Consider the following 14,018-nt stretch of genomic DNA (forward strand, 5'->3'; position numbering starts at 1 on the left):
AGCGACGTGTCAGCGCGGCCGCCCGGCACGGACCCGGGTCGGGTCGATGCCCTTCGGGATCGCCGCGGCCGGACCGTGCGTGAGGGAGTCGAGACGGTTCGACACCGCCAGGACCTCGTTGCGGTTCAGCGCCTTCTTGTACCTGTTCATCGCACGCGGCAGCTTGTGGAGCGTGACCTGGCCGTCCGCGTCACCGACGTTGACGACGTGGATCGGGACGTTCGGCACGATACGGGCCACCTTGCGACGCTCTTCCTCGACCTGACGATTCAGGTTCGTGACCGGACCCTCGGTGATAAGGACGACACCCGGCGTCCCGACGGCGCGGTAGACCGCTGCCTGCGACCGACCGTGGACGGCGACGGGCATCTCGCTCGAGCGCCACTGCCGTCGCAGGGAGTTCGACAGGACGGCGCCGACGGCACCGGGCTGGCCCTCGATCTGCGAGTAAGCGGCCCGTTCGGCGAGACGGCCGAGCACGATCAGGAACAGCAGCACACCGAGCAGGACGCCGGCGATGATCCAGAGCGTCATCGCGAGCCAGTTCTGACCCGGGATGAGCAGCGCCGCCAGGACGCCGACCACGACCGGTCCGAGGAACGCGAGGGCGAACCACCAGACGGAGCTGGGGTCGGCCCGACGGGTCATGGTGAAGACCTGGTACATCTGCTTGAGACGACCGGGCTCCTTCGCCGGGGAGCTTGAGGAACTGCTGCGTGCCATGCCGACAAGGATACGGCCTGGCACGTCGATCGTGGACCGTCCGACGCCAGGCTGTGGGCGAACAGCGTTGTCCACAGGTCGCTGATCCGGCCGGGAGGCCCGCCCCGCCCCCGCCACGATGGTCGCCATGGAACCGTGGGAACAGATGGACCTCTGTTGGCGAGCCCCGGAGCCCGCCGACGACTTCGCCGAGTGGCTCGCCGACCGCAGCACCGTGACGCACGACCACCTGGTGGGAGTCGCTGAGATCGGGCGCGACGAGACCGGCGCCCTGGTCGCGCGGGCATCTGCGCCGGTGGGGCTCGCACTGCCCGCGGCACTGGACCGGATCGGGTCACCGACGGCTGGTGTCGCCGTGACGCTGACGCTCCCACTGCTCGAGCTCGCCCTCCTGGCCGACGCCGGCGCGGTCCTGCTCGGTCGTGCCGGCATCGACGACGTCCTGGTCGACGACGCTGGTGCCGTCGTGCTGGTCGACCGACCGCCCGGAACCACCGATCGCTCCGGGCCCGGTGTCGTCTCGGGTGTCGAGGCGCTGGTCCTCGCCGTGCGTGCCGTCTGGGAACGCGTCGATCCGCGTGAGGTCCGCCACGACGAGGTCGACCAGGCGTGCTCGGCTGCCCGCCGGGACGGCGGAGCGGCGCTCCTCGCGCTCGACCGCGTGATCCGTGCCGCTGCCCCGCCGAGGCCGGTGCGCTGGGATCCACCGCCGATGACCTTCGCGTTCGATGTGGATCCGAGAGTGCCAGGGCCTGCGGCACCGCACTCGGCCGTCGGACGACTCCTGCAGTCGGGGCGCGGACTCCTGCGGTCCGGGCTGCCCGTCGGATCGCACCGGTTCGGCGTGCGCCGGCTGACCACCGGACTGGTCGTCGTGGTCGGTGTCGTCGTGGCCGGGGCGTGGGGTGCGAGATGAACGTCGCCTGGCGCGGGAACGACGGCGGCCCCGCCTCCCACCGGGGGAGACGGGGCCGCCGTCGAACTCGCCGGCTACCGAGCGACCAGTAGCCGAGGACTCAGTAGCTCAGGACTCAGTAGCCCAGGACTCAGTAGCCCAGGACTCAGTAGCCCAGGTTGGGGCCGAAGTTGCCCTCTTCCAGACGGTTCTTCACGGCCACCAGGTACCGGGAGGCGTCGGCGCCGTCGATGATCCGGTGGTCGTAGGAGAGCGCCAGGTAGACGAACGAGCGGATGGCGATGGCTTCCTGCCCGTCGACCTGCACGACCGCCGGGCGCTTCGTCACGATGCCCGTGCCGAGGATCGCCGACTGCGGCAGGAAGACCACCGGGGTGTCGAACAACGCGCCGCGGGAACCGGTGTTCGTCAGCGTGAAGGTGCCACCGGCGAGCTCGTCGGGCTTGAGCTGGTTGTTGCGCGTGCGCTCCGCCAGGTCCGCGATCGACTGCGAGAACTGGGCGAGGTCGAGCGACGCCGCGTCCTTGATCACCGGGGTGAGCAGACCTCGCTCGGTGTCCACCGCGATCGAGACGTTCTCGGTCTCCGGGTAGACGATCTCGTCGCCGTCCACCGTCGAGTTGATCTTCGGGTGGGCCTTGAGCGCCTCGGACGCCGCCAGGGCGAAGAAGGGCATGAAGGAGAGCTTCGCACCCGTCTTCTCGAGGAACTCAGCCTTGTGGGCGTCACGGAACTGCGCGACCTTGGTCACGTCGACCTCGACGACGCTGGTGAGCTGTGCGGTCGAGGTCATCGACTGCACGGCACGCTCGGCGACGACCTTGCGCAGGCGGGTCATCTTCTCGCGCGTCCCGCGGAGCGGCGAGACCTCTGCGACGAACGGCCCGGACTGTGCCGGAGCCGCCGAGCCCGAGGCGGACGGTGCCGGGGCGGCCGCAGCAGCGGAGGCCGAGGCGAGCACGTCCTCCTTGCGGATGCGTCCACCGACGCCGGTGCCGGTCACGGTGGACAGATCGACACCCTGCTCGTTCGCGAGCTTGCGCACCAGCGGGGTGACGTACCCCGAGGCCGCACCGTTGGCGGTCGGGTTCGGGACCTCCGCGGACGGGGTCGACGACGGCGCAGCGGCTGCGGGGGCCGCAGCCGGAGCGGGTGCTGCCTTGGCGGGGGCGGGGACGGCTGCGGGCGGGGCAGCTGCGGGCGGCGGGACCGGGGCAGCCTGCGGGACCGGCGAGGCGGCCGGCGGCGCCGACGGTGCCTGCGGAGCCGCGGGCTGGGTCTGGCCGGACGGGGTCGGCTCGGGCTCGGCGGGCTCCGGGGCCTTCGCCTCGGTGTCCTGCTCCGTGCTCGGCGCGGTCTCGGGCTCGGTGTCCTCGGCGACCGCCTCGGTCTGGCTGTCGGTCGACTCGGACCCACCCTGGTCGGAGGAGTCGCCGCCGCCGGCTCCGTCGCCGATCTTGACGAGGGCGGTGCCGACCTCGACGGTCTCGTCCTCCTGGACGAGGATCTCCTCGATGACGCCGGCGATCGGCGACGGGATCTCGGTGTCGACCTTGTCGGTGGAGACCTCGAGCAGCGGCTCGTCGACCTCGATCCGGTCACCGACGTTCTTCAGCCATCGGGTGACCGTACCCTCGGTGACGCTCTCCCCGAGCGCCGGGAGGTTGACGGATTCGCTCATCGGGTGGACTCCTTCTCGCAGGCGTGGTTCTGGGTTGTGGTGTTCGTGGTGCGCACGACGGTGCTGCTCACAGCGCGTGGAGCGGCTTGCCCGCGAGGTGCAGGAAGGCTTCGCCGAGGGCTTCGTTCTGCGTCGGGTGCGCGTGCACGAGCGGCGCGACGTCCTCCGGGTGTGCTTCCCAGTTGACGGCGAGCTGTGCTTCTCCGATGAGCTCGCCGACGCGGGCGCCGATCATGCTGACGCCGACGACGGGGCCGTCGATGACCCGCACGACCTTGACCGCGCCGGACGTCCCGATGATGTGGCTCCTGCCGTTGCCGGCGAGGTTGTACTCGTACGTGTCGACCTTGTCGGCGCCGTACTGCTCTTCGGCCTTCGACTGCGAGAGACCGACCGAGGCGACCTCGGGGTCGGAGTAGGTGACCTTCGGGATGTTGTTGTCCGAGATGACGACCGGGTTGAGACCGGCGATCTCCTCGGCGACGAAGATGCCCTGCTGGAAGCCGCGGTGGGCGAGCTGCAGACCGGGGACGATGTCACCGACGGCGTAGACGTTCGGCAGGTTGGTGGCGAGCCGCTCGTTCGTCGTGACGAACCCGCGGTCCATGGCCACACCGACCTCGTCGTAGCCGACGTTCTGCGTGAGCGGGCCACGGCCGACGGCGACCAGGAGGACGTCGCCGTCGTAGGTCTTGCCGTTCTCGAGCGTCACGACGACGCCGTTCTCGTGCTGGTCGACGTGGTCGAACCGGACACCCAGAGAGAAGTCGATGCCGCGCTTGCGGAACGCGCGCTCGAGCTGCTTGGACATCGACTCGTCCTCGGCCGGGATCAGGTGCGGCAGGCCCTCGACGATCGTGACCTCGGCCCCGAACGACTTCCACACGCTGGCGAACTCGACGCCGATCACGCCACCACCGAGGATGACGACCTTGTTCGGGACGTAGTCCATGCGGAGGGCGGTCTCCGAGGTGATGACCCGGCCGCCGATCTCGAGACCGGGCAGCGACTTCGAGTACGAACCGGTGGCGAGCACGACGTTGCGACCGGTGACGGTCTGGTCACCGACCTGCACGGTGTTCTGCGAGGTCAGACGGCCCCAGCCCTCGACGACGGTGATCCCTCGCGCCTTGATGAGACCCTGGAGGCCCTTGTACTTCGAGTTGATGACGCCCTGCTGGTACTCGATGACCTTCGGCACGTCCACGCCGGCGAACTCGGCGACGACGCCGTACTTCTCGGCGTCACGGGTGGCGTCGGCGACCTCGGCCGAGTGCAGCAGTGCCTTCGTCGGGATGCAGCCGCGGTGCAGGCACGTCCCTCCGAGCTTGTCGCCCTCGATGAGCGCGACGCTCATCCCGAGTTCAGCGGCTCGGAGCGCTGCGGCGTAACCGCCGCTGCCGCCACCGAGGACCACGACGTCGTAAGTCTGTTCCGTCACCTGGTGCAACTCCCTCGTGCGTGTCGGGGGCGGCTTCGTGTCTCTTGGACGCCGTCCCGGTGGACACCGCGCGGCGGCGTCCGGCGGTCGGACCGTCTGTACCGGTCCCGTCCCGTCAGTTCCGGCGGGGGAGCGCGCGCGGACGCGGCGGCCCCGCCGGAACCCAACCTACTACTTGGACTGCAGGTCTTCTGCGAGTGCGACCAGGGTGCGGACCATCACACCGGTCGCGCCCTTGCCGAGCCAGCCGTACCCCGCGCCGCGGTTCTCCGACGGTCCGGCGATGTCGAGGTGCGCCCACGGGATCGTGGTGCCCTCGGCGGTCTGCCCGACGAAGCGCTCCAGGAACTTCGCGGCGAGCAGCATGCCGCCCGCGGTCTGTCCGACGGTGGCGTTCACCATGTCGGCGACGTCGCTGCTGAGACGGCCGTCGAGCTCCTCCGGCAACGGCATCGGCCAGATCGGCTCCGCGACCGCGTCGGCGAGCGCACGGACCTGTGTGACCAGGTCGTCGCTGCCCATCAGGCCGGTCGTGCGGTCTCCGAGGGCGACCATCTGCGCTCCGGTGAGGGTGGCGATGTCGACGATCGCGTCGGGCTGCTCGAGCGACGCGGCGGCCATGCCGTCACCGAGGACGAGTCGGCCCTCGGCGTCGGTGTTGGTGACCTCGACGGTCTTGCCGTTCTTCAACGTCAGGACGTCACCCGGGCGGATGGCCGACCCGGACGGCATGTTCTCGGCGAGGCAGAGCCAGGCGGTGACCTTCGTGTCGAGGCCCAGGCGAGCAGCCGCGACCGTCGCTGCGAGGACCGTCGCCGCACCGGTCATGTCGGTCTTCATACCGAGCATCGACGCTGCCGGCTTGAGGGACAGCCCGCCGGAGTCGAACGTGATGCCCTTGCCGACGAGCGCGAGGTGCTTGGTCGCGCCGACCGGCTCGTACCGGACGACGACGAGTCGCGGCGGACGGACCGACCCCTGGCCGACGCCCGCGATCCCGCCGAAGCCCTGTTCGGCGAGAGCGGTCTCGTCGAGGACCTCGACGGTGAGGGGCAGTCCCTCGGCGATCGATCCCGCGACGTCGGCGACGTCGGACGGACCGAGGTCCCCGGCGGCGGTGTTCACCATGTCGCGGACCAGGGCCGCGGCGTCGGCGACGATCGCCGGGCGCACGGTGGCGTCGGCGCTGACAGAGGCCGGAGCGACGACCGTGATGCGCTGGTCACCACGGGTCGGGCCCGTGGTGCCGGCGCCCTTGTGTCGCGTGAACGAGTAGGCGCCGAGTGCGGCGCCCTCGAGTGCCGCGGCGACGGCGGAGTCGTCCTCCGTGGGCAGGGCCAGGGCGATGGCGGCGACGTGCGGCAGCTGGCGCACGGCGCTGCCGGCGGCGGTGCGGACGGCAGCCGGTCCGCTTGCACTGCCGAGACCGATGAGGGCGATGCCCGCGGCGGCGACGCCGACGGACGCCCCGCCTGGGATCCGGACGAGCTGGTCCTTCGCACCGGTCGCTCCGACCGCGGCGAGGTCGAGATCGGCGAGTCCGTCGACGGGGCCCGTGGCGGACGGCACGAGGGTGGCCGGGGCGCCGTCGGTGCCCGGGCGTACGCCCAGCACGAGGACGTCGGCGTCGACGGAGGAGGGGGACGAAGAAGAGGTGGAGAGCGTCGGTCGGACCATGCGATCAGCCTACTGACGGCCAACTGACGGCCCACCGACGGGCGGTGGACGGGCCTCCCGTCGGCCGGATGACGGGAGGCTCTGCACCTGTTCGCTGTCGGCGTCGCCGCCCGACCATGTGGCGTCGGCGGCCCCGCCTAGCATTGACCCGATGAACCACCCCGAGGACCTCTACACGCTCGACGTCTCCGCCCCGACGGTGCCTGCCGGGCTGCACCTCGTCGCTGCCCTGACGGGCTTCGCGGACGCGGGCTCGGCGGTGGCGCAGATCACGGCGTCGATCACCGGCTCGCTCGAGACCCAACTCGTGGCCGAGTTCGACCCGGACATCCTGCTCGACTGGCGCGCCCGTCGTCCGGTGATCACGTTCGAGCACGACCACATCACGGCCGTCGAGCCGCCGCGGCTGACGTTGCACCTCGTCCGTGACGAGCTCGGGCAGCCCTTCCTCTTCCTGTCCGGCTACGAGCCGGACTTCCAGTGGAACCGGTTCGTCCAGGCGGTCGTCGACCTGGCCGAGGACCTGCAGGTCGCCGACACGACGTGGGTCCAGGCGATCCCGATGCCGGTGCCGCACACGCGGTCGATCGGCGTCACGGTGTCCGGCACCCGTGCTGACCTCGTCGAGTCGATGAGCGTCTGGAAGCCCGAGACCCAGGCGCCGGCGAACGTCCTGCACCTGGTCGAGCACCGTCTGGCGGGGCTCGGACAGCAGGTCACCGGCCTGGTGCTGCTCGTCCCGCACTACCTCTCCGACACGGAGTTCCCGGACGCCGCGGTCGCGGCGCTCTCGGGCATCTCGGCCGCCACGGGTCTGATCTTCCCGACGGACGCGCTGCGTGAAGAGGGGCGCGAGTTCCTGGCGCGCGTGGCCGAACAGGTCGCGGGCAACGCCGAGCTGCAGCGCCTGGTCAGCACGCTCGAGCAGCGGCACGACACGTACATGGAGGGCAACCCGGTCGCATCGCCGCTCACCGGGGCGGACGGGCAGGTGCCGACCGCGGACTCGATCGCCGCGGAGCTCGAGCGGTTCCTGGCGGACCGCCGCAGCGCAGCTGAGGACGACTGACCGCAGAGCCTCCACCCGCGCGGGTACCCGTCGGCCGCTCGCTAGCCTGGTCGGGTGAACTCCCGCCGAGCCTTCGTCGTCTGGGGCGTCGCCGTCCTGGCCTACGTCCTGGCGGTCATGCAGCGGTCGTCCCTGGGGGTCTCCGGGGTGGACGCGCAGGACCGCTTCGCCGTGTCCGCTGCCGTCCTGTCCACACTCGCGGTCGTGCAGATCGCGGTGTACGCGGGGCTGCAGATCCCGGTGGGCATCGCCCTCGACCGGGTGGGACCACGTCGCCTGGTGCTCCTCGGTGCCCTGCTGCTGACGATCGGCCAGGCCGTCGTCGCGCTGTCGCCGACGATCGGGCCGGCGATCGTCGGGCGGGTGCTCGTCGGTGCCGGCGACGCCATGACGTTCATCTCGGTGATGCGTCTGCTGCCGATGTGGTTCAGCGGGTCCCTCCTGCCGCAGATCTCGCAGTGGACGGGCAACCTCGGGCAGGTCGGACAGATCGTCTCGGCGTTCCCGTTCGCCCTGCTCCTGCACACCGTCGGGTGGGACGCGGCGTTCGGGTTCGCGGCGATCGCCAGTGCCGTGGGGCTCGTCCTGGCGGCGGTGTTCGTGCGCGCGGGTCCGGTCGTGGTGCGCACCGACACGATCCCGCTCCCGCACTCGTGGGGCGCCGCGTTCCACACCTTCGGCCACGCCCTCCGCCGGCCAGGCACACAGCTCGGCTTCTGGTCGCACTACGTGACGCAGTCCTCCGGCACGGTGTTCAGCCTGCTCTGGGGCGTCCCGATGCTCCGCGGTCTGGGCTACTCGGCGACCGAGGCAGCCACTTTCCTCACCGTGATCGTCGTCGTCGGGTTCGTCGCCGGCCCGGTCCTCGGCCTGCTCTGCGCGCGGTTCCCGATGCGGCGTTCCAACCTGGTGCTCGGCATCGTCGCCGCGCTCGGTGTGGTGTGGACGGCGGTGTTGCTCTGGCCGGGCCAGCCGCCGACGTGGGTCCTCGTCCTGCTGGTCGTGGCGATGGGGGTCGGCGGGCCGGGCTCCCTCATCGGGTTCGACTTCGCCCGGTCCTTCAACCCGGTCGGCTCACTCGGGTCCGCGAACGGCGTGGTGAACGTCGGCGGGTTCCTCGCGGCCTTCGTGATGATGTTCGCGATCGGGTCGCTGCTCGACGTGCTCGCGGCGGCGTCCGGCACCGACACGTTCGCCTGGCAGAACTTCCGCGTCGCGATGACCGTCCAGTACGTGGTCGTCGGGTTCGGAGTGGTGATGCTGCTCCTGGCACGCCGTCGGACGCGGGCACGGCTGCACGCGGAGGACGGAATACGGGTGGCTCCACTGTGGGTTGCACTCGTTGCACGGTTCCGGAAAGGACGCGTGCAATAATGATCACGGACCCTTTCGGGTTCCCCGCGTTCAGCGTCGGGGGACTTGACATGGGTCCTAGTGCTGCCCGGAACGGTAGGACCAGACGACGCGGGGTACCGCGGCGGTGGCCCTGGGCGGCGAGGGAAGGCCACGACCCCAGGAACGTGGCACGACGAGGAAGGTGATCGCATGGCTGCCCGGAGCACGACGGTCGATCCCACGAAGGACACCACGCCCGACGGCGTCGTGGCGGAAGACGCCACGGACACGACGGAGGGCACGGCCGCGCCGAAGAAGCGCGCCACCAGGACCACCGCCGCCGCCAAGAAGGCCGCCCCGAAGAAGGCGGCTCCGAAGAAGGCGAGTGGCAAGAAGGCCGCCGCCTCGGAGGACGACGAAGAGGGCGCCGAGGACGAGACGCCGGTCGAGGTGGCCGAGGACGCCACCGAGACGACCGACGACGCGACCGAGGACTCGGACGACGACTCGGCTGCGAAGCCCGCGACGGACACCGCCGCGGTCGCCGCCGGCGCGCTCGTCATCTCACAGACCGACGACGACGAAGCGCCGGTCTACTCGACGACCATCACGGGTGCCACCGCCGACCCGGTGAAGGACTACCTCAAGCAGATCGGCAAGGTCGCGCTGCTCAACGCCGAGCAAGAGGTCGAGCTCGCGATGCGCATCGAGGCCGGCCTGTTCGCCGAGGACAAGCTGCAGCACTCGACGGGGCTGTCGAAGCCGGCCGAGCGCGAGCTGCGCTGGGTCGCCCGCGACGGTCAGCGCGCGAAGTCGCACCTGCTCGGTGCGAACCTCCGACTGGTCGTCTCGCTCGCGAAGCGCTACACGGGCCGTGGGATGCAGTTCCTCGACCTCATCCAGGAGGGCAACCTGGGCCTGATCCGTGCCGTCGAGAAGTTCGACTACACCAAGGGCTTCAAGTTCTCGACCTACGCGACCTGGTGGATCCGTCAGGCCATCACCCGCGCGATGGCCGACCAGGCCCGCACCATCCGCATCCCGGTGCACATGGTCGAGGTCATCAACAAGCTGGCCCGTGTCCAGCGGCAGATGCTGCAGGACCTCGGTCGCGAGCCCACGCCCGAAGAGCTCGCCCGAGAACTCGACATGACGCCCGAGAAGGTCGTCGAGGTCCAGAAGTACGGTCGCGAACCGATCTCCCTGCACACCCCGCTCGGTGAAGACGGCGACTCCGAGTTCGGTGACCTCATCGAGGACACCGAAGCGGTCGTCCCGGCCGACGCGGTGGGCTTCACGATGCTGCAGAAGCAGCTCGAGAGCCTGCTCGACTCCCTCTCCGAGCGCGAGGCCGGCGTGATCCGGATGCGTTTCGGCCTGGGCGACGGCCAGCCGAAGACCCTCGACCAGATCGGCGACACGTTCGGCGTCACGCGTGAGCGCATCCGCCAGATCGAGTCGAAGACGATGGCGAAGCTCCGCCACCCGTCCCGGTCGCAGTCGCTCCGCGACTACCTCGAGTAGGCCGACCGGTGCGTTTCGTGGTCCCGATCCTGGTCGGGCGGATCCTCCGTGCCCTCGCGCGAGCGCGGGGCGGCGGGTCCGCCTACCCGGGCTACATCGTCCTCAAGCTGGTGCCGGACTTCCTGCAGCACGTGACGCGGCAGTTCCCCAACGGTGTCGTCTTCGTGCTGGGGTCGAACGGCAAGTCGACGACGACCCACATGATCTCGGAGATCGTGCGGGCGCACGGTCTGCGGGTCTTCACGAACCCGTCCGGTGCCAACCTGCCGCAGGGCATCGCGTCGGCCCTGCTTTCCCAGGTCTCGCTTGGCGGCAAGCTCAAGGCGGACATCGGGATCCTCGAGGTCGACGAGGCCTTCGCCGTCGAACTCGCCGGCATCCTGTCGCCGTCCACGGTGACGATGCTCAACGTCCAGGTCGACCAGCTCTACCGGTTCTTCGAGACCGAGCGGGTCGCGACGATGATGCTCGACACGGCCGCGCTGTCGACCGCGAACGTCATCACGAACCACGACGACCAGTTCCTCGACGCCTACCTGGCCGTCGACGGGCAACGGGTCCTGCGGTTCGGCGCGAGCACCGAGGTGGTCGCTGCCGCCCCGAACGGCCTGCAGAACGCCGACGACTTCGTCGCCGCTGCTGACCGGGCACGGACGACCGCCGACGCCGAGGTCGTGGCCTTCACCGGGGACGGCGCCACCATCGCGTTCGCGGGTTCCGAGATCCCGGTCCGCCTGCCGGCCCGCGGCCTCCACTACGCGGTGGACGCCGCCGCTGCCGCTGCGACGGCCAGTGCCGCACTGGGCGACCAGTTCCGTCCGGCCGCCGTCACCAAGGCGTTCGAGCGGATGAAGCCGGCCTACGGTCGTGGCGAGCGACTGCCGATCGCCGGTGAGTCCGCCGAGTTCACGATGTTCAAGAACGCCGCGAGCCTGCAGCTCAACCTCGACGCCCTGCCGGCGCACCCGGAGCAGGTCCTCATGGCGATCGACGAGGGCACGCCCGACATCTCCTGGATCTACGACATCGACTTCTCGAAGCTCGACCACGTCGACGTCGTCTCGGGCGACAAGGCCTGGCAGATCGCGATCGCCCTCGAGCACGCCGGTGTCCGCATCGGTCGTGTCGAGCCTGACGTCGAGTCGGCGATCCGGCACATGCAGGGCCTCGGCGCCACGACGACGGGCACGAAGAACTTCATCGTCAACTACGAGATCATGATGATCGCCCGGAAGGCCCTCGGCCACCCGGACATGGAGAAGACCGCATGACGGCCGATCGCCTGACCATCCTGCACGTCTACCCGCGGCAGATGGGGGTGTCGGGGGACCGCGGCAACGTCGCAGCCCTCGTCCGTCGCGCCGCCACCGCCGACATCGTCACCGAGGTCGTCGAGTACGCCCCGGGCGACGAGTTGCCCTCGGCGGCCGATGTGGTGGTGGTGGGCAACGGACCGCTCAGCGCGATGCGCTCGCTCGGTACGGACGTCACCCGGGTCGGTCCGGTCCTGCGCGACTTCGCGACCGCCGGGGTGCCGGTGGTGGCGGTCGGCGGCGGGTTCGACCTCGCCACGAACCAGGTCGTCCCGACCGACGGCGCCCCGATCGACGGCTTCGGCGTGTTCGACGCCCGAGCCGTTCGTGGGGCAGAGCGCCGTGTGAACTACCTCGTCCTCGAGTCGCGGTACCCGCTGCTGCCGGGAGCGTCGACCCGGCTGGCCGGCTTCGAGGACCACGCTGCGCGCATCGAGCTCGCCGACGGCGTCGCGCCGTTCGCGGACGTCGTCTCCGGTGGGGGCAACCAGGCTGGTTCGCCGGTCGAGGGTGCCGTCACCGGCAACTCGTTCGGCACGCACACGCAGGGGCCGATCCTGCCGCTCAACCCGCAGCTGACCGACGCGGTGCTCGCCGCGGCGACGGCCCGACTCGGCCGCGACTACACGCCGGACCCGGGTCGGACGGCGACGATCGACGAGTACGCACGTGAAGCCCGCGCCACGATCGACCGGTACGTCGACAAGGCGTTCAAGCGCATCGCGTAGCCGGTGGTCGACGGCGGCCGCCTGGAGGCCCGGCATCGGTGTGGGAGACCGGTGCCGTGCCTCCAGGCGGTTTCGTCCGTCACATGACGGATGCCAGGACGACGACGGGCCCGGATCCATGTGGATCCGGGCCCGTCGTGTGGTGCGTCGCGCTTACTTCGACTCGTGGAGTCGGCTGCTCTCGTCGTGCCACTCGATCGCGGTGGCGGCGAGCTTGTCCTTGAACTCAGCGCCGTGGTGGGCGCAGAAGAACAGTTCGCCGCTCGCCATGGTGGCTCGGATGTACGCCTGCGCTCCGCAGCTGTCACACCGGTCGGCAGCGGTGAGCTGGTGGTTGCTGACTTCGTCGATGGAGAGGTCCTGCACGGTCTGGGTCATTGCTGTGCTCCTCACGGATTGCAGGTGGTGCTTCTTGGTTGCACCATCTCAACACGTCCTGCCTGGATGTGCGGCATCCGGGGCGCTCATTTCGCTCAGCGCGGACCGATCATCCCCAGTACGAGTGTCGGGACGGCTGCGGAGCTGTTCGTGCTGCACCGCACGGCGCAGGCGGCGCGCCCGCGCCCGACGTTGCGCCGGTCGCTCGACGAGCAGACTGGACAGGTACCCCAAGCCGAGAGTCGACAGGATCTGCAGGATCAACAGGAGTGGGAACGGCAGCACCGGACCGAGTGCGAGGCAGGTGAGTTGTTGCACGGGCCAGGCGTAGACGTAGAAGCCGTACGAGGCGTCGAACCGTGATCCAACCCGATGCAGGGGTACTGCCGTGCTGAGCGGGAGCAGCAGGATGATGAACGGGAGTGGAGCGATGTCCGCACTCGTCCCGGTCACGATCGACGCCGCGATCACCGTGAGCAGCGCCACGACCGTGACTGCCGAGACACGGATCGCGCCGGCCCAGAAGTATGCGACGGCACCCGCTGCGAACGCGACACAGACGTCGATGGCCGAACCGAGGCCGGGGTACTCGATGATCCCGAGGGTGTTCGGGAGCGCCGCGATCATCGCGACGGCGAGGGCGACGACCGAGGTCACGCGTCGGACCCGTACCGGGACCAGCGAGAAGGCGACAGCGACCGCGACGTAGCAGGCGGCCTCCCAGAAGAGCGTCCACAGTGAGCCGTTCCAGATGCCTTCGTACGGCACGCCGACCAGGGTGTCGTCGATGCCCTCCTGCAGGAACCTCGGCGGGTAGAGCGGCGCGTTGTGGAGGACGTACCGGACGGCACTCGACGGGTCCCACCTCGCGTCGGGTTCGTATCCGACCGAGATCGGGGCGAAGACGAAGGCGGTGACGAGGAGGGTGGCGAACAGTCCGGGGAGGATGCGAGCCGCGCGGGCCTCGGCGAAGTCGAGCATCGACCGCGTGTTGTCGCGACTCCGGCAGATGAGGTACCCCGACACGGTGAAGAAACCCATCACACCCCAACGTCCCACGGTCATCCCGCCGAGCTCGGGCTCGGCGGACACCCCGGCCATCCCCACCGCATGCGACACGAGCACCAGTCCGGCGAACAGCAGTCGGGCGGCGTTCAAGGAGTTCGCGGCTGGGTCGAAGGTCGAGGCAAGCGTCCGCGACGCCCGTGTCGGTTTCATACTGAAGTACTACAT

The 14,018-nt window shown here is 70.1% G+C and carries 12 protein-coding genes; 6 read left to right on the forward strand and 6 right to left on the reverse strand.

Annotation, left to right across the window (positions count from 1 at the left end; genetic code table 11):
• Window positions 1-9: 9 nt before the first annotated feature.
• Window positions 10-723, reverse strand: coding sequence for a DUF4191 domain-containing protein (locus tag DEJ31_RS00255; RefSeq protein WP_110902451.1), 714 nt, complete (start codon window positions 721-723; stop codon window positions 10-12).
• 127 nt (window positions 724-850) lie between these two features.
• Between DEJ31_RS00255 and DEJ31_RS00260 the strand changes: the two genes are divergently transcribed.
• Window positions 851-1,639 carry a hypothetical protein gene (locus DEJ31_RS00260; RefSeq protein WP_111120937.1) on the forward strand — a complete coding sequence of 263 codons (789 nt, stop codon included), beginning with the start codon at window positions 851-853 and terminating at the stop codon, window positions 1,637-1,639.
• 145 nt (window positions 1,640-1,784) lie between these two features.
• On the opposite strand, the gene sucB is transcribed toward DEJ31_RS00260, so the two are convergent.
• The 3 genes from sucB to DEJ31_RS00280 all read right to left on the reverse strand — a co-directional run bounded on the left by sucB (window position 1,785) and on the right by DEJ31_RS00280 (window position 6,438).
• Window positions 1,785-3,320, reverse strand: a complete 1,536-nt coding sequence (gene sucB / locus DEJ31_RS00270; RefSeq protein ID WP_110902449.1) for a 2-oxoglutarate dehydrogenase, E2 component, dihydrolipoamide succinyltransferase — start codon at window positions 3,318-3,320, stop codon at window positions 1,785-1,787.
• A 67-nt stretch (window positions 3,321-3,387) separates the two neighbouring features.
• Complete coding sequence (lpdA, locus tag DEJ31_RS00275; RefSeq protein WP_110902448.1) at window positions 3,388-4,761, reverse strand: dihydrolipoyl dehydrogenase; 1,374 nt, start codon at window positions 4,759-4,761, stop codon at window positions 3,388-3,390.
• Window positions 4,762-4,932: 171 nt separating this feature from the next.
• Window positions 4,933-6,438 (reverse strand): leucyl aminopeptidase, encoded by a 1,506-nt coding sequence (locus tag DEJ31_RS00280; protein WP_111120938.1) that lies wholly within the window; start codon window positions 6,436-6,438, stop codon window positions 4,933-4,935.
• A gap of 151 nt (window positions 6,439-6,589) precedes the next feature.
• Between DEJ31_RS00280 and DEJ31_RS00285 the strand changes: the two genes are divergently transcribed.
• The 5 genes from DEJ31_RS00285 (at window position 6,590) to DEJ31_RS00305 (ending at window position 12,407) form a co-directional block, all read left to right on the forward strand.
• A complete protein-coding gene (locus DEJ31_RS00285; protein WP_110902446.1) occupies window positions 6,590-7,507 on the forward strand; it encodes a proteasome assembly chaperone family protein in 918 nt (305 codons plus the stop codon).
• Between the two features lie 54 nt (window positions 7,508-7,561).
• The gene (locus DEJ31_RS00290) at window positions 7,562-8,881 is read left to right on the forward strand and encodes a nitrate/nitrite transporter (RefSeq protein WP_110902445.1); all 1,320 of its coding nucleotides are present in this window, start codon (window positions 7,562-7,564) and stop codon (window positions 8,879-8,881) included.
• A gap of 171 nt (window positions 8,882-9,052) precedes the next feature.
• A complete protein-coding gene (locus tag DEJ31_RS00295) occupies window positions 9,053-10,366 on the forward strand; it encodes an RNA polymerase sigma factor (RefSeq protein WP_110902444.1) in 1,314 nt (437 codons plus the stop codon).
• 8 nt (window positions 10,367-10,374) lie between these two features.
• A complete protein-coding gene (locus DEJ31_RS00300; RefSeq protein WP_111120939.1) occupies window positions 10,375-11,637 on the forward strand; it encodes a MurT ligase domain-containing protein in 1,263 nt (420 codons plus the stop codon).
• On the forward strand, window positions 11,634-12,407 hold the full coding sequence (locus tag DEJ31_RS00305) for a type 1 glutamine amidotransferase (protein ID WP_111120940.1): 774 nt from the start codon (window positions 11,634-11,636) through the stop codon (window positions 12,405-12,407). The genes DEJ31_RS00300 and DEJ31_RS00305 overlap by 4 nt, the downstream gene beginning before the upstream one ends.
• 153 nt (window positions 12,408-12,560) lie before the next feature.
• On the opposite strand, the gene DEJ31_RS00310 is transcribed toward DEJ31_RS00305, so the two are convergent.
• Together DEJ31_RS00310 and DEJ31_RS00315 are read right to left on the reverse strand one after the other, a co-directional pair.
• Window positions 12,561-12,785, reverse strand: a complete 225-nt coding sequence (locus DEJ31_RS00310; RefSeq protein ID WP_110902441.1) for a hypothetical protein — start codon at window positions 12,783-12,785, stop codon at window positions 12,561-12,563.
• 48 nt (window positions 12,786-12,833) lie between these two features.
• The gene (locus DEJ31_RS00315; RefSeq protein ID WP_111044238.1) at window positions 12,834-14,003 is read right to left on the reverse strand and encodes an acyltransferase; all 1,170 of its coding nucleotides are present in this window, start codon (window positions 14,001-14,003) and stop codon (window positions 12,834-12,836) included.
• Window positions 14,004-14,018 lie beyond the last annotated feature (15 nt).

The sequence above is a fragment of the Curtobacterium sp. MCPF17_031 genome, assembly GCF_003234035.1.
GTDB lineage: Bacteria > Actinomycetota > Actinomycetes > Actinomycetales > Microbacteriaceae > Curtobacterium.

Bases quoted from the DNA above. Each gene is read 5' to 3' on its own strand.
- DEJ31_RS00280 (WP_111120938.1), bottom strand. From the start codon at position 6,438: ATGGTCCGACCGACGCTCTCCACCTCTTCTTCGTCCCCCTCCTCCGTC.
- DEJ31_RS00315 (WP_111044238.1), bottom strand. From the start codon at position 14,003: ATGAAACCGACACGGGCGTCGCGGACGCTTGCCTCGACCTTCGACCCA.
- DEJ31_RS00285 (WP_110902446.1), top strand. From the start codon at position 6,590: ATGAACCACCCCGAGGACCTCTACACGCTCGACGTCTCCGCCCCGACG.
- DEJ31_RS00310 (WP_110902441.1), bottom strand. From the start codon at position 12,785: ATGACCCAGACCGTGCAGGACCTCTCCATCGACGAAGTCAGCAACCAC.
- DEJ31_RS00305 (WP_111120940.1), top strand. From the start codon at position 11,634: ATGACGGCCGATCGCCTGACCATCCTGCACGTCTACCCGCGGCAGATG.
- sucB (WP_110902449.1), bottom strand. From the start codon at position 3,320: ATGAGCGAATCCGTCAACCTCCCGGCGCTCGGGGAGAGCGTCACCGAG.
- DEJ31_RS00295 (WP_110902444.1), top strand. From the start codon at position 9,053: ATGGCTGCCCGGAGCACGACGGTCGATCCCACGAAGGACACCACGCCC.
- DEJ31_RS00255 (WP_110902451.1), bottom strand. From the start codon at position 723: ATGGCACGCAGCAGTTCCTCAAGCTCCCCGGCGAAGGAGCCCGGTCGT.
- DEJ31_RS00260 (WP_111120937.1), top strand. From the start codon at position 851: ATGGAACCGTGGGAACAGATGGACCTCTGTTGGCGAGCCCCGGAGCCC.